Raw genomic sequence first — 19,620 nt, forward strand, 5'->3', positions numbered from 1 at the left:
CAGTCATTAAAAAAATCACATATCGAAGATAATTAAAATAAAAAAACTCGCCGAAAAGGCGAGCCTTGAAGATTGTTAATGAGGTAAAAATGCGAGCTGGTAGAAAAATAATAATGCGAATAAGTACACGAGCGGATGTACTTCACGCCACTTTCCTTTTACAATTTTCAATAATGGATAAGAAATAAAACCAAGAGCAATTCCAGTTGCAATGCTTGACGTAAGCGGCATGCTCAAAATAATTAAAAATGCCGGAAAAGCTTCATCAATTTCGCTCCACTTAATATTGGAAATGCTTCCGATCATAAGACTTCCTACGATAATAAGTGCAGGAGCTGTTATGGCCGACAATCCTGAAACTGCACTTACTAAAGGTCCGAAAAAGGCGGAAAGAATGAACAATACAGCGACTGTTAAGGATGTTAATCCGGTCCGTCCACCTGCAGCAACGCCTGAAGAAGACTCAATATAAGCGGAAGTCGGGCTTGTCCCAAACATGGCACCAATGGTCGTAGCAACTGAATCAGCCAACAATGCTTCCCTTGCCTTTGGCATCGTATTTCCTTTCATCAGTCCTGCTTGCTGTGCAACACCGATCATCGTTCCGGTTGTATCGAAAATAGTCACTAGCAAAAAGGAGAACACAACTGCATAAAGACTATATTGGACAACATCCCCGATGGCACTAAATGGATTTGTAATTAATAAGCCTTCAGGAAGTGATGGAAGGGAGACGAGGCCTTTTTCGAAAGACAGCTGCCCTGTGAAAAAGGCGATCAACCCCGTAATTATCATTCCGAAAAACAAAGCACCATTGACATTAAGTGCCATTAAAATAAGCGTAATTGCAAGGCCGGCAAGTGCCAACAGAGCCGACGGAGAATGAAGGTCTCCAAGCGCAACTAAATTTGTCGGATGGGAAGTAATGATTCCCGTTAAACGCAATCCAATAAAAGCAATAAATAAACCGATTCCGGCTGTTATGCCATGTTTTAGATTTTCAGGTATGGCTTCAATCAATTTTTTGCGAAACGGAGTTAAAGAAAGAATCACAAAAATAATTCCGGCAACAAAAACGGCTGCAAAAGCAGTTTGATAATCAATATCGCCGTGAGAGCCGACAACAGAATAAGCAAAATACGCATTTAATCCCATTCCCGGAGCAATAGCAATTGGATAGTTTGCAAAAAAAGCCATCCAAAGCGTTCCAATGACAGTAGCGATAATGGTTGCAGTAAATACTTGATCAAAAGGGACACCTGCATCAGACAAAATAACCGGGTTAACAACAACAATATAGACCATTGTCAAAAACGTCGTAATCCCTGCGATTATTTCAGTTTTCACAGTTGTATTGTATTCTTTTAATTTAAACATAAATAGTCCTCCAAAAACGAACATTTTTAAACACATTCCCTATATTATTCGTTTTTATTTGGAAATTCAAGTATGGTGTTTTAAGTATTTACTAATAATAAATAATCATTCCTTTCAACATTCTGGTTTTTAATATTAGCGGTAAGCAAAAAAAGAGCCTGGATTAGGCTCTTCTAAAAAAAGATATTTAAAATAACGTACGAGATGCCGGCCAGAAGGGCGGAAATTGGCAAGGTAATAAACCAGGTGACAATCATTCTTTGCGCTGTATCCCACTTAACGCCTCTCAAACGGTGGGCTGCACCGACGCCAAGAATGGAAGATGAAATTACGTGAGTCGTACTGACAGGCAAATGAATATACGTTGCCCCAAAAATAATCATGGCACCGGTTAAATCAGCGGCAACTCCATTTACAGGCCGGATTTTCATGATTTTTGCGCCGACTGTTTTAATGATTTTCCATCCGCCTACGGAAGTTCCAAGCCCCATTGCTAACGCACAGGAAAATTGCACCCAAAATGGTATTTCAGTTGATGATACATAGTTATTTGCGATAAGAGCCATAGTGATAATTCCCATCGCTTTTTGGGCGTCATTTGTACCGTGCGTATAAGCTTGCAAAGAAGCGGTAAAAATTTGAAAGATACGAAAGTTTCGGTTCGTCTTTGTTAAGTTAAGATTTTTAAAAGCAATTTTAAAAATACTATAAACAATAAATCCTACTCCAAAGGCAAGAATCGGCGAGATAATTAATGACTGGATAATCTTTAAAAACCCTGCGTAATTTAATGCATTAAATCCAGCCGCGGCGATTGCAGCTCCTGCAATGGAGCCGATAATAGCATGAGAGGAACTGCTGGGAATTCCATAGTACCACGTTAGTAAATTCCAAAAAATAGCTGCAATGAGTGCGGCTAGAATAACAATAGAACCGTTTTCCAATGTGAAAGGGTCCACGATATCTTTCGTAATGGTTTTCGCTACACCTGTAAAAGTCATGGCACCCACAAAGTTCATGGTAGCAGCAAGAATGATTGCCTGACGTGGTTTTAAGGCTTTCGTAGAAACGGAAGTAGCGATTGCGTTGGCAGTATCATGAAAGCCGTTAATAAAATCAAACGCAAGGGCACCGATGACAATTAATATGGTTAAAATGAATATTCCGTCCATGTTTAAGGCTCCTTATGCGTTTTTCATTATGATGGTTTCAAGAGTATTGGCTACACCTTGACAGCTATCTGCAATATTTTCAAGGTTTTCGTAAATTTCCTTATATTTAATAAGTCGGATCGGATCTTTTTCAATGGAGAACAAATGCTTAATGGACTGACGCTGAATGTTATCGCATTTTGATTCGTAATCCTTGATTTTTATCGCATGATCTCGAATCTTAAGCAATTTCTTAGTTGAAAGCAAATCAACCGCTTGTTCAATCTCTAAAGAACAGTTTCTAAGGGCATCTACGAATTTGAGCATATACTCATCTGCATTTGTGATCGTATACATTTCAAATAAAGCAGCGCAGTGTTCCAATCCGTCTAATACATCATCCATGCTCATTGCCAAAAGAAGGATATCTTCACGTTCAATGGGGGTGATGAACGTATTATTCAATTCCTTAATGACTTTATGTACAAATGAATCTCCTTTTGATTCATACTCCTTCATTTTTTCAGAGAAAATCTTCAAATCGCTGACATTTTTCAGCTTGTAATCCGCAAAATAATTCGTTGCTTCCTTTAAGTTAGCGGCTATGCTACTTAAAAGAATAGCAAACTTGTCCTTCTTTTTGAAAACCATAAGTTTACCTCCAATAAGTAATCCAAGGAATTAACTCAAACAAAAATATTTTACACGAAAATCGTCGAATAATAAATGATATTGCCGAAAAAATTTACCCAATATATATAGAAATCATGTTCGTATTCAGAAAATAGTTCGATCTAAGCCTGAAACCACCTAATTATTTTAATAAGTTACGGGCCTGCTGGCAGGCAGAGTGGTCATTTTCAACTTCACCTGGCGAATTGCCCTCGCCAATGACATAACCGCAAAAATCCATATTCATGAAATCAAATATATATTTGAATTGTAAAATGAGTGGAAGACCTTTTAATCTTGCATCGTCGCCCCCGCATGCCACTACATACGCTTTTTTCTCTTTCATTTTTTCTTTAAAGTCAAGTTCTCGGTCGCGAAGGCTTTGTGACCATCTGTCAATAAAATTTTTCATTATCCCTGACATACCATACCAGTAAATTGGCGTGGCAAAGATAATCGCATCGTACTCTAATACTGTTTTGATCAGAGTATCATAATCATCATTTAAAGGTTGAAACCCCTGTGGATCATGTCTTTTGTCGCAAATCGGCAAAATTTGTTTATCTTTGAGATGAATAAATTTTGCCTCTTTTCCTTCCACAGCCAATCTAGCTAGATATACGGTATTTCCGTTTTCTCTTGAACTTCCGTTTAATACAATAATCTTCATGGAAAAAACCTCCTGATATTACTTCGTTTAGCACCCTTTTCTTAAAATAAAGACATTCGTTCCTAAATTTATCATAAACTCAAAATAATTTCTTGAATCCGAAATTCTTCTGCTTGAATACTGCAGCATAACGTCTTGTATGAAAAAAGTGAAAAGAAAAATGTTTAAGTATGATAAAAAATTCATCCTTGGAAATACTAGAAATAATGTCATATGCATTTAGTGATTACGGATTCAAGTATGAAGGATTCTTCCATCTAAAATGCTTGAACCAAAAAATTTTGATAATAAAAGGAGTGTTAATATGTTTAGCTTTATATGGTCATTAATTATTGGAGGTATTATCGGTTGGATTGCCGGCATGATTGTTGGAAAAGACATCCCAGGAGGAGTTATTGGGAATATTATTGCCGGTTTTATCGGTGCATGGATTGGATCTGCAATATTAGGCGACTGGGGTCCTGAGATAGCTGACTTTGCCATTATCCCTGCTTTAATTGGTGCTGTTGTCCTTGTCTTCTTATTAAGCTTGATTATGAGAGGGATGAGAAAAGCAACAGATTAATCACAAAAGCTCATTTGGAGAAGATGTTTAAGAAAGAGCTGGTCTTCTGTTTAGACCAGCTCTTTCCTATTTAGACGCTTAGATTGAATAAGGATCAATATTCTTGAAAATAGGCGGCTCATCGATGAATGGCGCATGACAAACAATTTTTTCTCTCGTAAATGGATGTGTAAATTCTAGTTTTGCAGCGTGCAATGCCTGCCGTTTAAAAATCGGTTTTCCGCCATATAAAACATCACCTGCAAGAGGATGGCCAATGGCGCTGAAATGGACGCGAATTTGATGGGTTCTTCCGGTATCAAGCTGGCATTCAACAATGGTAAGTTTATCTTCTCTTAAGATATGTACAACGCTATACCTTGTGACTGCCTGCTGGCCCGTGTCAGATACCCTTCGCCTTGTCGGATGATGGCGGTCCCTCCCGATAGGAAGATTAATAATGCCGGACTTTTTTTGAAGAATGCCTTCCGCCATTGCCAGGTAGGTCCGTTTTATTAACCGATGTTCAAGCATACGGTCTAAAATCGAACCGGCTAAAGCATGTTTTGCAAACAGGACTGCACCTGTTGTATCCCGGTCAAGCCGATGGATATGCCTTATTTTTACAGACTCTCCATTAGCCTGCAAATAAAACGCAGCCGCATTGGCAAGTGTATTTGTCTGTCCGGTTTCGTTTGGATGTGTATCCATTCCGGCAGGTTTGTTAAATACAATTAAATGTTCATCTTCATAAATAACATGAACATCAAAATAGGCAGGAATATATCCATAATTTTCAGTTGGCTCAAAAAGTTTGATTTGAAGCAGGTCACCTTCACGAAGAGGTGAAGTCCAGTCAGCTTCTTGTCTGTTAAGCAAAACAGCCTTTGCCATTCTCAATGAATATATCTGTTTCTTTGCGGCATTCCATTTGCTTCGAAATAAATAGTCGATTGAAATGCCGGCCCATTCAGAAGGGATAGTAATTTCAAACCAATCGCCTTTTCGGCTTGTTTTCAACATATAGACTCCTTTGTAAAAAATTTTAGTCCTACACTCAAAAATTAAACATAGGCACGAATAGATTCACTAGGGGATCTTTGCTTGCAGGTGCTAAAGAATCAAGGCGCTTCCGCTTTTCTTTATCCTACCAATATCCTATTGAATGACAATTCCCTAATATGTTAACAATTACCTTTTATATGGGTATATTTACCACCCTTTGGCTGTAATATTTTGTGCTATTCTTATTATATATGTTACGAAATGATTACAAGTCTTACAAAAGGTGGGTTATTCGTGAAGGTTGTGTATGCGTCAACTCCTGATCAGGAACAAAAGATCAAGGAACTTGTGGATTATTTTTATTCCAATGTTTTTCCACTTTATTTTTCCGACGAAGACATAATGGAATTTAAGCGGCAAAAAGTGCTACATACATCCACACGTCATTTTGAATATTTTGGCACGCTAAAAGAAGCTTATCAAGTCATTGCAAGTCTGCAAACACTAATTTCCATTCTTGAAACTTCCCAAAATAAGGAAAAATACTATTCGTTGTTCATGAAAAATGCCAGCATTTTAGAAGAATTTGATATTTATTTTCCCTTTACATTTTCCCAATTTTCCGACGAAAAAAGTATGAGAGGCAATTTATTCAGTGTTTATGTAAAAGCAGCAAATGATTATATTCATTAGATGTTGAAATATTTCAAGGGTCTTACTTCTTCCAACAACGACAACATATAGGATGGTTTTATTAGTGTTTGTCTATATGTTGTATTGGAGGGGTCTGACCCTTTTCCTATTGTTGTTAAGGAAATTATAAATTTCATCGTTGTGAATAACTTTGAAATGAGTTTGTCGTAATCTGGCTCCACAAGGAACGCTTCGGAAGCGATTCTTCGCACGAAGAAAAGCGTTAGCTTTTCGAGGAGCGCCCAGCCCCTCGAGGTCACAAGCCAAATCACTCCAGAGTCTATCGACTCTTGCGTGATTCGTTTTGTGCTTGTCGGGGCTAAACTGGGCGCTTGCGCCTTTTGTTCTTATTTTGAATATTTATTAAACCATTCCTCAAATACAGATTTCTCATTATATCCAGTTATCCTGGCTATTTCTTTTCCGTCTTTATATTGTACAATCGTTGGCGTTTCTGTAATGCCATAGTCATCCCAGCCATCTTCAAATTCAAGCAGGTTAAACAGAACGAGATCTATTCCCATATTTTTAGACAAAGGCGCTACAATCGGTGTTGTATCCTGGCAATGCGGGCAGGTTGGACTGAAAAAGTATACTGTTACATCTTCTTTAGCTTCTAACTTTTTTTCAAGTTCTTCGGGCAGAATAATATTTTGATAATTCGGGTCGTCCAATTGTTTAACCGTTTCCGGATGAAGACTGTCTTTACCATAAGGATTTTTTGCAGATATTTTTTCTTTTTGCTGCATATTATTTAAAATTGCGACTCCGGCAAAAAGTACGATAATAATGGCCAAAAATATGATTACTTTTTTCATGCTATGCTGCCTCCTTATTTTTTTTCCAAATGAAATAGCTAACGATAAAAATAATCGTAAATGCTGTTAGGGCTAAAAATGGAATTGTAATAAATCCGAGCCAATTTATGTATTGACCTGTGCAGGGCACCCTTCCGCATGATATTGCGTGATCAGCCATAAAAGGGACCTTTTGGAGCGAGTAATGGTAAAGGGAAGTAAAAAAGCCGATACCTGACAAAATCATGGAGTAGAACGCAATAGGGTAGTCCTTTTTAATAACGGCAATTCCTAAAATAACAACAAGCGGATACATTAAAATCCGCTGATACCAGCATAATTCGCAAGGTTCAAATTGGCGAATTTCGGAGAAATACAAACTACCGAACATGGCGATTACCGATGTTGCCCAAGCGACGAATAATAATGTTTCACGAACATCTTTTTTTGGCTGCATAAACGAACTCCTTCAATATAAATTTCAACCCCATTATATTTTTAAAAATTTTACTTGTAAATCAACATTTATTGACTCTCGTGATAAAATTGGGAGGAAGAACGATTTTTGTCATAATTTTGCGTTCTATTTTTAAAGGAGTCTTTTTTAAAATATTGAAATGTTAAAAGTGTATAGAAATCAACTGGGAGGGCTAATGATGGATTGGAAAATAAAAGCCGAAAAATGGCTTCTGTATGAAAAAATGGAGCCTGAATTGAAAGAAGAATTACATAAGCTTGCAGGAAACGAAAAAGCACTCGAAGAAGCATTTTATAAAGATTTAGAATTCGGAACCGGCGGAATGCGGGGAGAGATTGGCCCAGGCACAAACAGAATGAATATTTATACTGTCAGAAAAGCTTCTGCCGGCCTTGCCGCTTACATCGAATCACATGGAGAAGAAGCAAAAAAACGCGGAGTGGCAATTGCTTATGATTCCCGCCATAAATCAAAAGAATTTGCAATGGAAGCTGCGAAAACACTGGCAACAAAGGGCGTTCAAACATATATTTTTCAAGATTTAAGGCCAACACCGGAGCTTTCTTTTGCCGTAAGGCACCTAAATGCCTTTTCAGGTATTGTTATTACAGCAAGCCATAATCCTCCTGAATATAACGGGTATAAAGTTTATGGTCCAGATGGAGGCCAAATCACACCAGAAAGCGCTGATGAAGTCATTGCCAAGGTTAATGAAATCAAAGATGAGCTCTTAATTGATGTAATGGATGAACAAGCATTAATTGACAAAGGTTTAATTAAAATAATAGGAGACGAAGTTGATCAAGCTTATTTGGAAAAGCTGCTGACGATTTCAGAAAACCCGGGGCTTGCTGAAGAATCCGATATTAAAATTGTCTTTACTCCTCTCCATGGAACAGCAAGGCATCCTGTCGAAAAAGCGTTAAAAGCATTTCATTTTCAAAACGTACATATTGTAAAAGAGCAGGAACTTCCTGATCCTAACTTTTCAACTGTGAAAAGCCCGAATCCGGAAGAACATGCTGCATTTGAACTTGCCATTAGGGTCGGCAAGAAAGAAAACGCCGATATTCTAATCGCGACCGATCCTGATGCCGACCGTCTAGGAATCGCTGTAAAAAATGAGCATGGTGAATACGTTGTATTAACCGGAAATCAAACAGGAGCATTACTGCTAGATTATTTATTGTCGCAAAAGAAACAAAAAGGCACTCTTCCTGAAAACGGAGTTGTTCTAAAAACTATCGTAACCTCCGAACTAGGCAGAAAAATTGCTTCCTCTTACGGATTGAAAACGATTGATGTTTTGACAGGGTTTAAATTTATTGCGGAAAAAATTAAAGAATTTGAGCAGTCAGGCGAGCACACATTTCTTTTTGGTTATGAAGAAAGCTATGGCTATTTGATCGGGGATTTTACCCGTGACAAAGATGCTGTACAGGCTGCCCTTCTTGCTGCAGAAGTGTGCGCTTTTTATAAAAAGAAAGGAATGTCTCTTTATGAAGCATTGCTTTCAGTCTTTCAAAAATATGGTTTTTATCTGGAAGGGCTTCGCTCTTTAACTTTGAAAGGAAAGGACGGAGCAGAGACAATCCGGAAAACGCTTGAATCCTTTCGTTCAAATCCTTTAAGAAATCTCGGTGAGTTAAAAGTTGCTTTAACAGAAGATTACTTAAATGGAATTCGGACATATACAGATGGACGCGAAGAGAAGATTGATCTTCCGAAATCGAATGTCCTAAAATATCATTTCCACGACGGGTCCTGGATTTGTTTGCGTCCTTCCGGCACGGAGCCTAAAATTAAATTTTATTTTGGTGTAAATAGCGAAACAATGAGTGAAAGCAAACATAAGCTTGCTACAATTGAAAAAGACTTCATGGATATAGTTGAACAGATCATAAACGAAAATAGTTAAATCTAAAACACGGCCTTTTTCAAAGCCGTGTTTTTTGGTGGAATTCCCTGCTTATTATATTGGGGATTCTTGGTATTCATTCTCTGCGGCTTCATTTGCATGGTCGATGTAGCGCAGCAAGGAATATAAATGTTTTTCTACAACCGAATAATCTTTTTCAAAGTGGTAGGCGTGCAAAAAGTATTCGATTTTTTTTGATAAAAACTGATCTTTCGTTCTGACCATCAGGATCAGTAAATTATCCCACTCCGACCGGTGTGTATAAAACAGCGCCCGATCATAATCCATTTTAATCATATTTATCTCCTCCTTGATAAGGAGTTGAAATTAGTTTATGAAAGATCGCATATTTTTTTCTCAGCAAATGTTGGTCTTATTGATAATAAACGATTAACATGTTCTGCATGTATAAAAAAACGAATAGAGAGAAATGTTTTTTTGTACATAAAATCATTAATTTAGAAAATGCTAACAATAATAAAACATGATTATTGGAGGATAAATGTATGATGAAAAAGAAATTGTTCTGTATCTGCACGATACTAACCATCCAATTTGCTGCTTTACTTCCGTTCAAAGCGATAGCACAGCAACCCGATTATGAAAAATACGGAAGAATTGCAATTGTCGTTGTAAAGGAAGATTTTCCCGGTGATGAGGTTAAGGAGTACAAATATTTAGGAAGAAAGAAAATTTCAGAAACTGATGTAATGGATTCTTTCGAGTTTCAAGTAACAGAAAGAGGAAAACCGGTTACTATTGTTGTTAATATTTCCCATAACCTTGCCAACAATAAACTTTTGTCATTGACTGTTGAAATGAAGCCACAGGTTCAAGACCAAGGCCGCTAAGAAACAGATATACAGAAAAATATGCTCCATGGTTTTCTCCGTTTTTTATAAAGAAAAACAGAAACAAACTTCATCATTCCCGACTTTTCCTCATACATTGTGGTAAGAAGAAAAAGGGGGAGAGAATGATGAAGGAAGAAGATCGCAAAGCCCTCGAATATGCGATTGAAGAAATAACTGAAATTGCGAAAGGATTTGGGCTTGATTTTTACCCGATGCGTTATGAGATTTGTCCGGCTGACATCATTTATACATTTGGAGCTTACGGCATGCCGACGAGATTTTCCCACTGGAGTTTCGGAAAGCAGTTTCATAAAATGAAAATTCATTACGATTTAGGGCTCTCAAAAATATATGAATTGGTCATTAATTCAAATCCATGCTACGCTTTCTTGCTTGATTCCAATTCTTTAATCCAGAACAAATTAATTATAGCCCATGTTTTGGCCCATTGTGATTTCTTTAAAAATAATACCCGCTTTCAAAATACAAAGCGTGACATGGTTGAGAGCATGGCAGCCACGGCAGAGAGGATCCGCCGGTACGAAATTGAGCATGGAAAACATGAGGTGGAAACGTTCCTTGATGCTGTCCTTGCCATTCAAGAACATATCGATCCTTCGCTAATGCGTCCAAAACTGTCATGGTCAATGGAAGATGATTTTGAGGAAGAGGAAAAAACAGCCTCAAGCCCCTACGATGATTTATGGAATTTGGACGCTAAAGATAAACAAAATAAGGAACCGAAAAAAGAGAAAAAGAATTTCCCGCCTCAGCCGGAAAAAGACTTGCTGTTATTTATTGAGTCATACAGCCGCGAGCTTTCTGACTGGCAGAGGGATATTCTTACGATGATGCGAGAAGAAATGCTTTATTTTTGGCCGCAGCTTGAAACAAAAATCATGAACGAAGGATGGGCGTCCTATTGGCACCAAAGAATTTTGCGGGAAATGGACCTGACTTCGGGTGAAGCGATTGAGTTTGCAAAGCTGAATGCAGGGGTCGTGCAGCCGTCCCGAACAGGAATAAACCCGTATTACCTTGGTCTGAAAATTTTTGAAGATATTGAAGAACGTTATAACAATCCGACCGAGGAAATGAAAGAGCTCGGAGTTCGTCCTGGTTCAGGCAGTGAGAAAATATTTGAAGTCAGGGAAATAGAGGGAGATATTTCTTTTCTTCGCAACTATTTAACAAAGGAACTTGTTATGCGCGAAGACATGTATTTATTCCAGAAACAGGGCAAGGATTACAAAATTGTCGATAAGCAGTGGGAGAATGTACGCGACCAGCTCGTGAATATGCGAATAAACGGCGGCTTTCCTTATTTGACAGTGATGGATGGCGACTATCAGAAAAACGGAGAGCTTTATATAAAGCACTGGTTTGAAGGCATCGAGCTTGATATTAAATATTTGGAAAAAGTACTACCGTATATCCAACAGCTATGGGGCAGAAGCGTCCATATTGAAACAATTGTGGAAGGGCGGAATATGCTTTTTTCCTCTGACGGCAGAGGTGTGCATCGGAAGTACTTGTGACAAGTTAAAGATCTAAGTGGAGCGAACTAAAAGTGGCTGACTCATAAGGGTCTGACTCCCTCCAACAATGACAATATATAGAATGAATTCTTAACAATCTTTGTCTATATGTTGTCATGGAGGGAACTGACCCTTTGCTTTTGAGCCAGCTTCTCTTAGAAGCAGGGGAAAGTCTTAAAAAATTAATTACCTGTAACTTCTTTCAGCTTTTCTTTCAACTTTTTTCCTATATATTCGAAATCTTTTATTGTTTCATCCATTGTTTGTTTCCATTTCGGAGCTTCCTCTTTTAGAGCCTCTTCAAGTTTTTTTGCTTGCTCTTTCATTTGTTCCGCTTTTTCCTTTATCATTTCTTCGGTTACAATTTTATCTTCTCCTCTAAGCCTTGCATTAACTGAGTGCACGTCAAATTCCGCTTGTTCAATATACGGGAGAGATTCTTCCATAATCGCCCTGAAAATGGGCACAACATTTTCAGAGCTGGAGTTCGATAAATAGTGCTCCCTGTCCGTTTTGTCATAGCCGAGCCAGACCGCTCCGACAAGATTCGGTGTATAGCCGACAAACCATTGATCTTTCGTGCCGTCGATATCATTGTACGGGAGCTGGGTTGTACCTGTTTTGCCTGCAAGCTGAACTCCCGGAATATTTGTTCCTTTTCCTGTTCCGCTTTCAACGACATTCAGCAGCATGGAAGTCATTTCGTTAGCAACTGATTTTGATGTCACCTTTGTTGTTTTTTGTTTATGTTCGGCAATGACGTTGCCGGTCGGTCCGACAATTTTTGTAATCAGGTGGCTGTCGTTCCGTTTTCCTTCGTTTGGAAAAACGGAGAAAGCCTCAGCTAATTGAAGCGGGGAGATGCCTTTATGCATGCCTCCAAGCGCAATCCCGAGATGTTTATCTTCTTTTTCAAGCGGGATGCCGAATCGCTTCAATGCATCCAACCCTTTTTCCAGTCCTATTTCATTTAACAGCCAAACCGTCGGAACGTTTAAAGATTTTTCAACTGCTTCATACATTGGAACTTCGCCTTTATATGTTTTGGAAAAGTTTCCCGGTTTGTAGCCGTCAAATGACATTGGTTCATCTTTAAGCTTGGATGTCACTTCGTAACCTTCTTCAAGCGCAGGAGTGTACACCGCAAGCGGCTTCAATGTTGAACCCGGCTGGGCCTTTAATTGTGTAGCCCGGTTAAACCCGCGAAATACGTGGTCTCCCCGGCCGCCTACAAGAGCGCGGACTCCGCCGGATGCCGGATCGAGCAAGACAGCGCCGCTCTGTACAAGGGCACCCCCTCTTCCATATGGAAAAAGAGAATCACGTTCATATACGTTTTCAAGTGAAGATTGTAAATTTTGGTCCATTTCTGTGTAAATACGGTATCCTCTTGTTAAGATTTCATCCTGTGTTAAACCGTATTTTGAGATGGCTTCGTCAAGAACGGCATCGACATAATACGGATATTTTCGATCAACAAAGCTTCCGCCGCCATCCTCCAACTCGATTTCTTCATTTTTGGCAATTTTATATTCTTTTGCGGAAATCATACCGAGTTCTTTCATTTTGCTTAAAACGACGTTCCTTCGATTTATTGCGCGTTCATAATGGTTATAAGGATCATAAGCGGACGGAGCCTGCAATAGGCCGGCCAGCATCGCAGCTTCACTAATTGTGGTTTTTTGAATGTCTTTATTAAAGTATTTCTTTGAGGCTTGGTCAATTCCCCAGGCGCCGCTGCCAAAATAAACCTGATTTAAATACATCTCTAAAATTTCATCTTTTGAATAATTTTTTTCAATTTCTACGGCTAAAAATAATTCTTCAATTTTTCGTTTGTACGTTTGTTCAGGTGAAAGCAAAGCGTTTTTCGTGAGCTGCTGGGTTATGGTGCTTCCGCCGCCTGTAATTCTGCCGGCAAACAGATTTTTGAAAAAAGCCCTGGCAATTCCTTTTATATCAAAGCCGTTGTGTTCATAAAATCGTTCATCTTCGATTGCAATGACAGCATTTTTTACATGATCGGGAAGTTCGTTTACTTTTACGCCTTCCGTCCTGTTTGTTGCTACCTTTGTGGCAACATCGCCGTCTTTATCATAAATAACAGTCGCCTGTCTCAAGCCGTCTTTTAATGATTGGACATTTGCCCGGCTGGCCATAAATGCAAAAAAGAGAATCGTAAGTAATAGAAACACTAACAAAATTAACAACAATATTTGTGTAATATGTTTATTTTTCCAAAAACGGACGACTGCTTCCCAGTATGGCTGTAATCGTTCCATATTTCCTCACGTCTTTCTTCATGACTTATTGTCTTCGATTCGATGTGATGATGCAAACATACCCATATATATGATTTTACACATATAAGCGATTAAGTGAAACTTCCATCAGTAATCCAAATATTTGAATAAACAATGAAATTTACCTAAGATAATGTATTGAAAAGGTTAAAGTCGAAAGGACAAGTTTTCAAAAAAGTTTAAAATATATGTTGACAAACGATAACGATAATCATTATCATATACAATGAAGACGTTGCCATTGAATTGGAAATTTCTTATTTTTTTAGCTTCAATTGATAATGATTCTCTTTTCCGGATTGCTTGATAAAATCCTCTGTTCAAGAGAAGAGGAAGGGACGTCATGAAAAAAAGATATTTGTTTATTACACTAGTTGTTTTATCAATGATTTCACTTTTTATAGGAGTGCAAGATCTCTCTCCATTTGATGTTTTTCAATTAAGCGAAACCCAAATACATATTTTATTCTCTAGCAGGTTTCCTCGGCTGATCAGCATTATGATTGCCGGAATGAGTATGAGTATATGCGGTTTAATCATGCAGCAGCTTACGCAAAACAAATTCGTTTCGCCGACAACTGCCGGAACGATGGATTCTGCAAGACTAGGAATTTTAGTATCGCTGATGCTGTTTTCTTCCGCAAGTCCAATCGTAAAAATGCTTGTCGCTTTTCTGTTTGCGCTGCTCGGAACTTACATATTTATGAAAATATTAGAGAAAGTAAAATACAAAGATGCCATTTTTGTACCGCTCGTCGGTTTAATGTTTGGGAATATTGTAGGCTCGATTACAACATTTTTTGCCTATAAAAATAACCTTATTCAAAACATTACCTCATGGCTCCAAGGCAATTTTTCGATGATGATTGAAGGGCGGTATGAACTTTTATATATTAGCATTCCAGCGCTTTTCATTGCTTATTTTTTTGCGAATAAATTTACGATTGCAGGAATGGGCGAGGAATTCTCGATCAATTTAGGCCTTAATCATAAACAGATAGTCAATATAGGGTTGATCATTGTAGCGCTTATTACTTCTATCGTAGTTCTTACTGTAGGAATGATTCCTTTTCTTGGGATTATCATACCGAATATCGTTTCGATGTATATGGGAGACCATCTTAAGAAAAGTATTTCTCATACAGCATTGCTCGGAGCCATTTTTGTATTGGCCTGCGACATTTTTGGCCGCGTCATTATTTATCCTTACGAAATACCGATCGGTCTTACAGTAGGTGTGATCGGAAGTGGGATATTTCTTTACTTCATCATGAGGAGAAAGGCATATGAGTAATAAAGGGAAAATTTTGGCTCTCGCAGCATTGGCGATACTATTAGCGGCATCATTTGTATTTTTAGATATAGGAAGCAATTGGGAATATGTATTTCCGAGAAGAGTCAAAAAAATACTGGCAATTGTGTTAACTGGCGGGGTCATTGCCATTTCGACAATTGTATTCCAGACAATTACGAATAACAGGATCTTAACTCCAAGTATCATTGGGTTGGATTCACTCTATATGCTGATCCAGACTTTTCTCGTCTTTCTCTTTGGTTCGATGAATCTGACCGTTAACAATAAAAATATCAATTTCATCATTTCTGTTGGTGTCATGATATTATTCGCCGGATTTTTATACAGGCTGATTTTTAAAAAAGAAGGCCAGAATATTTACTTTTTGCTGTTAGTCGGAATGATCTTCGGCATCTTTTTTGAAAGTCTCTCAACATTTATGCAGGTGTTGATTGACCCAAATGAATTTTTAGTGATACAAGATCGAATGTTTGCCAGCTTTAATCAAGTCAATACAGACATTCTTTTCATCGCCATTATACTCATGCTGGCAGCTGGGGTTTATTTTTCCAGATTTATTAAATACCTTGATGTCCTTTCTCTAGGAAAGGAACAGGCCATAAACTTGGGCGTTGATTATGATTGTGTCGTGAAAAGGCTGCTGTTTGTCATCGCCATCTTTGTCTCCATTTCGACAGCCTTGGTGGGACCCATTACGTTCCTTGGTCTATTGGTAGCCAACGTTGCCTATCAGCTTTTTCATACATATCAGCACAAATATTTAATTCCGGGTTCTGTGTTGATCAGCATCATTGCTTTAGTCGGGGGACAGCTCATTGTTGAACGAGTTTTCACCTTCTCAACGTCATTAAGCGTCATTATTAATTTTATTGGCGGCGTTTACTTTATTTATCTTCTATTAAAGGAGAATAAATCATGGTAGAAGTAAAAAATGTTTCGAAACGATACGGAAATAAACATGTGGTAGAAAGTGTTTCAATCAATATTGCCAAAGGGAAAATTACTTCTTTTATCGGTCCGAACGGAGCCGGCAAAAGTACGCTTTTGTCGATGATAAGCCGTTTGATTTCAAAAGATGAGGGTGAAATCTTTATTGACAACCTGGAAATAAGCAAATGGAAAAGCAATGATCTAGCAAAAAAGATATCGATCTTAAAGCAGTCGAACCACCTTAATCTCCGGCTGACGATTCGAGAACTCGTTTCCTTTGGGCGTTTTCCATATTCCCAAGGAAGGCTTTCGGAAGAGGATTGGAGATATGTCGATGAAGCAATTCAATATATGGGACTTGAAGAGATGCAAAATAAATATTTGGACCAGTTAAGCGGAGGGCAGAAACAAAGAGCGTTTATTGCCATGGTGATTGCCCAAAATACAGAGTATATTCTTTTGGACGAACCACTTAACAATCTTGATATGAAACACTCTGTTCAAATTATGAAAGTGTTAAGAAGATTAGTAGATGAATTAGGAAAAACGGTTGTGATCGTATTACATGATATCAATTTTGCAGCATCTTATTCAGATTATATTGTAGCTCTTAAAAATGGAAGGGTGGTGAAGGAAGGAGTTACCGACGAAATTATTAATCCAACGGTTTTGAAGGATGTTTATGACATGGATATTCAAATTGAAGAAATTAACAGGAAAAAGGTATGTATTTTTTATTAATCAATATGAGGTGAAAAAAATGAGAAGAAGATTTTCCTTGATTTTTATCATCGCTATTTTAACCATATTTGCTGCAGGATGCGGTTCCGATCAGTCAGCCGAAAAAACGAATGGATCAAATGCAGGCAATGATACGAAGCAGGAAGAATTGACCATTAAACATCAGCTTGGCGAAACAAAAGTAAAGAAAAATCCTGAAAAAGTGGTTGTTTTTGATTTTGGCGTACTGGATACATTAGATAAGCTTGGAGTAGAGGTAACGGGCGTACCTCAAGCAAATATTCCTACATATCTTTCAAAATATAAAGATTCAAAGTATGAAAATGTAGGCGGTTTAAAGGAACCCGATTTTGAAAAAATCAGCGAGATCGATCCGGATTTAATTATCATATCCGCTAGACAGCAAGATGCATATGAAGAATTAAGTAAAATTGCTCCAACTATCTTCTTAGGTATTGATACTTCTCGATATATGGAATCCTTTGAAAAGAATACTAAAACTCTTGGCGAAATCTTTGGCAAAGAAAGCGAAGTGGAAGAAGAACTGGCAAAAGTGAAGGAATCAATTGAAGCTTTACATAAAAAAGCTTCAGAAAGCGGCAAGAGTGGGTTGGTCATTTTAGCAAATGAAGGGAATATCAGTGCATACGGCCCTGGTTCAAGATTCGGTTTGATCCATGATGTATTTGGAGTTCAGGCTGTAGATGAAAATATTGAAGTATCAACACACGGCCAGAACATTTCGTTTGAGTATATCGTTGAGAAAGACCCCGATTATCTATTTGTTATTGACAGAGGAGCGGTGGTAGAAGGAAGCGGCGGCTCGTCTGCAAAAGCAACGGTTGAAAATGAATTAGTAAAAAATACGAAAGCATATAAGAATGACAATATTGTGTATTTGGATCCTAACTATTGGTATCTGTCAGGTGGAGGTTTGATTTCAGTAGCTGAGATGGTGAAGGAAATCGAAAAAGGCATTGAATAATTTCTATAAAACAAATTTTTTGAACTACCTAATTCGAGTAATGTAGAATTAGGTAGTTTATTTTTTGGCTCTATAATATTTGTTGGGGTTTAAACACACTTTCGTTTGCATAAAAAATACACGCAAACATCCAATTCCTTTATTCTTGAATTGTCCAGAAACAAGTCTAAAGAATGGAGTTGCGTGTATATGAATTTTATCATGTATATTCTTGGTTTAAAAGAGGTTGTCCTGACCAAAGTGGAACAAGTTGGGGAAGTTGTACAGTTTCATGTGGAGATGGAACGAAAGATGCATCGTTGCCCCCGTTGTAACAGAAGGACAAGCCGTGTTCATGATTACCGGATCCAGAAAATCCAGCATTTGAAATGGTTTGAGCGAAAGACCCAGATTTTTTATAGACGTCGGAGATATGTATGCAGCTGCGGGAAACGTTTCTCTGAGAAAAACTCCATAGTCGAGCGCTACCAACGCACTTCCATTGAGTGGAACCAGGCCGTATCCATCCGGGCCATCAAAGGAAAGACCTTCAAGGAAACCGCTGAGAACTATGGCACTTCTGCGTCGACGGTAGTCCGCCGGTTTGACCGCTTGGCGAGCAGTGAAATCCGTGCGGTTGAGGAATTGCCGAAAATCATTGCCATTGACGAATACAAAGGCGATACGAAGGAAGGCAAATACCAATTAATCATAGCCGACGGGGTGACAAAAAAGCCATTGGATATCCTCCCCAATCGGTATAAAAAAACCATTAAGCAATACCTTCAAAAGCACGGAAGCCAGGTCCAAGTGGTCATTATGGATATGAACCAATCGTTTAAGGCGGCTGTCCAGGCAGCACTGGGGCGTCCGGTTATTATCGCAGATCGATTTCACTTCTGCCGGTATATCTACTGGGCGCTTGATGCGGTGAGAAGGCGAGTCCAACAGGATTTTCACGATTATGACCGTAAAAAGTGCAAGCGAATGAAACATGTCTTCCACAAGGCCAGTGACCGCCTTACGGAAGAGGAACGCTGGTATTTAGAGCGTTATCAGGATATGTCCGAGGAGCTCAGGAAGGCATACGAACTCAAAAAGGACTATCGAGAATGGTTTACACGTGCCAAAGAGATTGGCAGGGATCAAATTGCCGTGGTGAAAGAGGAGTTAAAAGCGTTTTACCGATTGGTTGAAGCTTCGGAAATCCCAGAGATGGAGAAGGCCATAAAGACCTTTCAAAACTGGCAGACAGAAATCCTTAACAGTTTTGTTTATGACTGTTCCAACGGATTTTTGGAAGGGATCAATAATTTGACCAAAGTACAAAAACGGAATGCCTTTGGCTTCAGAAGTTTTGAACGCTTCAGGGCTAAAATTTTATTATCACATCAGTATAAAGGAATTGGGGTTCACATTGGATAAGGGTGAGGACACAAAGTCATCACCCCAACATTTGACGGAGAACCTATTTTTTTAAGAACATTGATTACGATTTTCGTCGTTTTTTTGTAACATAATTGTCAAACTGTCAAAGGTGTTATGACAGTTTTTTTGTTATAGTGTTAAGTAAGATTCTCTTTTAATAGAGAATGGAAATAAAAATTGTTTTCGTCGCCCGGAAAGTGGCCTGTTTATTTTTGTGGAGTTTTCAAGTTTTCCATATTATT

The 19,620-nt window shown here is 38.4% G+C and carries 19 protein-coding genes; 10 read left to right on the top strand and 9 right to left on the bottom strand.

Features of this window, described 5'->3' with window-relative positions; all coding sequences use genetic code 11:
• Window positions 1-75: 75 nt before the first annotated feature.
• The 4 genes from C0966_RS01565 to C0966_RS01580 form a co-directional block, all read right to left on the bottom strand.
• Window positions 76-1,377: an NCS2 family permease gene (locus C0966_RS01565; protein WP_274853405.1), complete on the bottom strand. Its 1,302-nt coding sequence runs from the start codon at window positions 1,375-1,377 to the stop codon at window positions 76-78.
• Between the two features lie 173 nt (window positions 1,378-1,550).
• A complete protein-coding gene (locus C0966_RS01570) occupies window positions 1,551-2,549 on the bottom strand; it encodes an inorganic phosphate transporter (protein WP_274853406.1) in 999 nt (332 codons plus the stop codon).
• Window positions 2,550-2,561: 12 nt separating this feature from the next.
• Entirely contained in the window at window positions 2,562-3,179 is a 618-nt protein-coding gene (locus C0966_RS01575) for a DUF47 domain-containing protein (protein WP_274853407.1), read from the bottom strand.
• A gap of 163 nt (window positions 3,180-3,342) precedes the next feature.
• Window positions 3,343-3,864, bottom strand: a complete 522-nt coding sequence (locus C0966_RS01580; RefSeq protein ID WP_274855690.1) for a flavodoxin family protein — start codon at window positions 3,862-3,864, stop codon at window positions 3,343-3,345.
• 310 nt (window positions 3,865-4,174) lie between these two features.
• Between C0966_RS01580 and C0966_RS01585 the strand changes: the two genes are divergently transcribed.
• Window positions 4,175-4,435: a GlsB/YeaQ/YmgE family stress response membrane protein gene (locus C0966_RS01585; protein WP_274853408.1), complete on the top strand. Its 261-nt coding sequence runs from the start codon at window positions 4,175-4,177 to the stop codon at window positions 4,433-4,435.
• Window positions 4,436-4,513: 78 nt separating this feature from the next.
• Here C0966_RS01585 and C0966_RS01590 read toward each other — a convergent pair whose 3' ends face one another.
• Window positions 4,514-5,437, bottom strand: coding sequence for an RluA family pseudouridine synthase (locus C0966_RS01590; RefSeq protein ID WP_274853409.1), 924 nt, complete (start codon window positions 5,435-5,437; stop codon window positions 4,514-4,516).
• Between the two features lie 276 nt (window positions 5,438-5,713).
• Between C0966_RS01590 and C0966_RS01595 the strand changes: the two genes are divergently transcribed.
• Window positions 5,714-6,112 (top strand): YhcU family protein, encoded by a 399-nt coding sequence (locus C0966_RS01595; RefSeq protein ID WP_274853410.1) that lies wholly within the window; start codon window positions 5,714-5,716, stop codon window positions 6,110-6,112.
• Between the two features lie 347 nt (window positions 6,113-6,459).
• Here the strand turns inward: C0966_RS01595 and C0966_RS01600 are convergent, their stop codons facing one another.
• A complete protein-coding gene (locus tag C0966_RS01600) occupies window positions 6,460-6,930 on the bottom strand; it encodes a thioredoxin family protein (protein ID WP_274853411.1) in 471 nt (156 codons plus the stop codon).
• Window position 6,931: 1 nt separating this feature from the next.
• The gene (locus C0966_RS01605; protein WP_274853412.1) at window positions 6,932-7,366 is read right to left on the bottom strand and encodes a disulfide oxidoreductase; all 435 of its coding nucleotides are present in this window, start codon (window positions 7,364-7,366) and stop codon (window positions 6,932-6,934) included.
• A gap of 199 nt (window positions 7,367-7,565) precedes the next feature.
• Here C0966_RS01605 and C0966_RS01610 point away from each other — a divergent pair, with 199 nt between their 5' ends.
• On the top strand, window positions 7,566-9,305 hold the full coding sequence (locus C0966_RS01610) for a phospho-sugar mutase (RefSeq protein ID WP_274853413.1): 1,740 nt from the start codon (window positions 7,566-7,568) through the stop codon (window positions 9,303-9,305).
• Between the two features lie 54 nt (window positions 9,306-9,359).
• Here the strand turns inward: C0966_RS01610 and C0966_RS01615 are convergent, their stop codons facing one another.
• Window positions 9,360-9,602, bottom strand: coding sequence for a YhdB family protein (locus tag C0966_RS01615; RefSeq protein ID WP_274853414.1), 243 nt, complete (start codon window positions 9,600-9,602; stop codon window positions 9,360-9,362).
• A 209-nt stretch (window positions 9,603-9,811) separates the two neighbouring features.
• Here C0966_RS01615 and C0966_RS01620 point away from each other — a divergent pair, with 209 nt between their 5' ends.
• Window positions 9,812-10,156, top strand: a complete 345-nt coding sequence (locus C0966_RS01620; protein WP_274853416.1) for a DUF3889 domain-containing protein — start codon at window positions 9,812-9,814, stop codon at window positions 10,154-10,156.
• A gap of 128 nt (window positions 10,157-10,284) precedes the next feature.
• Window positions 10,285-11,697, top strand: a complete 1,413-nt coding sequence (locus tag C0966_RS01625; protein WP_274853417.1) for a SpoVR family protein — start codon at window positions 10,285-10,287, stop codon at window positions 11,695-11,697.
• Window positions 11,698-11,879: 182 nt separating this feature from the next.
• Here the strand turns inward: C0966_RS01625 and C0966_RS01630 are convergent, their stop codons facing one another.
• Window positions 11,880-13,979 (bottom strand): transglycosylase domain-containing protein, encoded by a 2,100-nt coding sequence (locus C0966_RS01630; RefSeq protein WP_274853419.1) that lies wholly within the window; start codon window positions 13,977-13,979, stop codon window positions 11,880-11,882.
• A gap of 364 nt (window positions 13,980-14,343) precedes the next feature.
• On the opposite strand from C0966_RS01630, the gene C0966_RS01635 reads away from it, so the two are divergent.
• From C0966_RS01635 to C0966_RS01655, 5 genes are all read left to right on the top strand, one after another.
• Window positions 14,344-15,294: an ABC transporter permease gene (locus C0966_RS01635; RefSeq protein ID WP_274853420.1), complete on the top strand. Its 951-nt coding sequence runs from the start codon at window positions 14,344-14,346 to the stop codon at window positions 15,292-15,294.
• Window positions 15,287-16,237 carry an iron chelate uptake ABC transporter family permease subunit gene (locus tag C0966_RS01640; protein ID WP_274853421.1) on the top strand — a complete coding sequence of 317 codons (951 nt, stop codon included), beginning with the start codon at window positions 15,287-15,289 and terminating at the stop codon, window positions 16,235-16,237. The genes C0966_RS01635 and C0966_RS01640 overlap by 8 nt, the downstream gene beginning before the upstream one ends.
• The gene (locus C0966_RS01645; protein ID WP_274853422.1) at window positions 16,231-16,986 is read left to right on the top strand and encodes an ABC transporter ATP-binding protein; all 756 of its coding nucleotides are present in this window, start codon (window positions 16,231-16,233) and stop codon (window positions 16,984-16,986) included. Before C0966_RS01640 ends, C0966_RS01645 begins: the two co-directional genes overlap by 7 nt.
• Window positions 16,987-17,005: 19 nt before the next feature.
• Window positions 17,006-17,971 (top strand): siderophore ABC transporter substrate-binding protein, encoded by a 966-nt coding sequence (locus tag C0966_RS01650; RefSeq protein ID WP_274853423.1) that lies wholly within the window; start codon window positions 17,006-17,008, stop codon window positions 17,969-17,971.
• A 189-nt stretch (window positions 17,972-18,160) separates the two neighbouring features.
• Window positions 18,161-19,375, top strand: coding sequence for an ISL3 family transposase (locus C0966_RS01655; RefSeq protein ID WP_425535910.1), 1,215 nt, complete (start codon window positions 18,161-18,163; stop codon window positions 19,373-19,375).
• The last annotated feature ends 245 nt before the right edge of the window (window positions 19,376-19,620 follow it).

Origin of the sequence: Bacillus methanolicus (genome assembly GCF_028888695.1) — a bacterium.
GTDB lineage: Bacteria > Bacillota > Bacilli > Bacillales > Cytobacillaceae > Bacillus_Z > Bacillus_Z methanolicus_B.

What these genes read in the sequence shown, in the direction of transcription:
- C0966_RS01565 (WP_274853405.1), bottom strand. Translation starts at nt 1,377, where the DNA reads ATGTTTAAATTAAAAGAATACAATACAACTGTGAAAACTGAAATAATC.
- C0966_RS01570 (WP_274853406.1), bottom strand. Translation starts at nt 2,549, where the DNA reads ATGGACGGAATATTCATTTTAACCATATTAATTGTCATCGGTGCCCTT.
- C0966_RS01575 (WP_274853407.1), bottom strand. Translation starts at nt 3,179, where the DNA reads ATGGTTTTCAAAAAGAAGGACAAGTTTGCTATTCTTTTAAGTAGCATA.
- C0966_RS01585 (WP_274853408.1), top strand. Translation starts at nt 4,175, where the DNA reads ATGTTTAGCTTTATATGGTCATTAATTATTGGAGGTATTATCGGTTGG.
- C0966_RS01590 (WP_274853409.1), bottom strand. Translation starts at nt 5,437, where the DNA reads ATGTTGAAAACAAGCCGAAAAGGCGATTGGTTTGAAATTACTATCCCT.
- C0966_RS01600 (WP_274853411.1), bottom strand. Translation starts at nt 6,930, where the DNA reads ATGAAAAAAGTAATCATATTTTTGGCCATTATTATCGTACTTTTTGCC.
- C0966_RS01605 (WP_274853412.1), bottom strand. Translation starts at nt 7,366, where the DNA reads ATGCAGCCAAAAAAAGATGTTCGTGAAACATTATTATTCGTCGCTTGG.
- C0966_RS01610 (WP_274853413.1), top strand. Translation starts at nt 7,566, where the DNA reads ATGGATTGGAAAATAAAAGCCGAAAAATGGCTTCTGTATGAAAAAATG.
- C0966_RS01615 (WP_274853414.1), bottom strand. Translation starts at nt 9,602, where the DNA reads ATGATTAAAATGGATTATGATCGGGCGCTGTTTTATACACACCGGTCG.
- C0966_RS01620 (WP_274853416.1), top strand. Translation starts at nt 9,812, where the DNA reads ATGATGAAAAAGAAATTGTTCTGTATCTGCACGATACTAACCATCCAA.
- C0966_RS01625 (WP_274853417.1), top strand. Translation starts at nt 10,285, where the DNA reads ATGAAGGAAGAAGATCGCAAAGCCCTCGAATATGCGATTGAAGAAATA.
- C0966_RS01630 (WP_274853419.1), bottom strand. Translation starts at nt 13,979, where the DNA reads ATGGAACGATTACAGCCATACTGGGAAGCAGTCGTCCGTTTTTGGAAA.
- C0966_RS01635 (WP_274853420.1), top strand. Translation starts at nt 14,344, where the DNA reads ATGAAAAAAAGATATTTGTTTATTACACTAGTTGTTTTATCAATGATT.
- C0966_RS01640 (WP_274853421.1), top strand. Translation starts at nt 15,287, where the DNA reads ATGAGTAATAAAGGGAAAATTTTGGCTCTCGCAGCATTGGCGATACTA.
- C0966_RS01645 (WP_274853422.1), top strand. Translation starts at nt 16,231, where the DNA reads ATGGTAGAAGTAAAAAATGTTTCGAAACGATACGGAAATAAACATGTG.
- C0966_RS01650 (WP_274853423.1), top strand. Translation starts at nt 17,006, where the DNA reads ATGAGAAGAAGATTTTCCTTGATTTTTATCATCGCTATTTTAACCATA.
- C0966_RS01655 (WP_425535910.1), top strand. Translation starts at nt 18,161, where the DNA reads ATGAATTTTATCATGTATATTCTTGGTTTAAAAGAGGTTGTCCTGACC.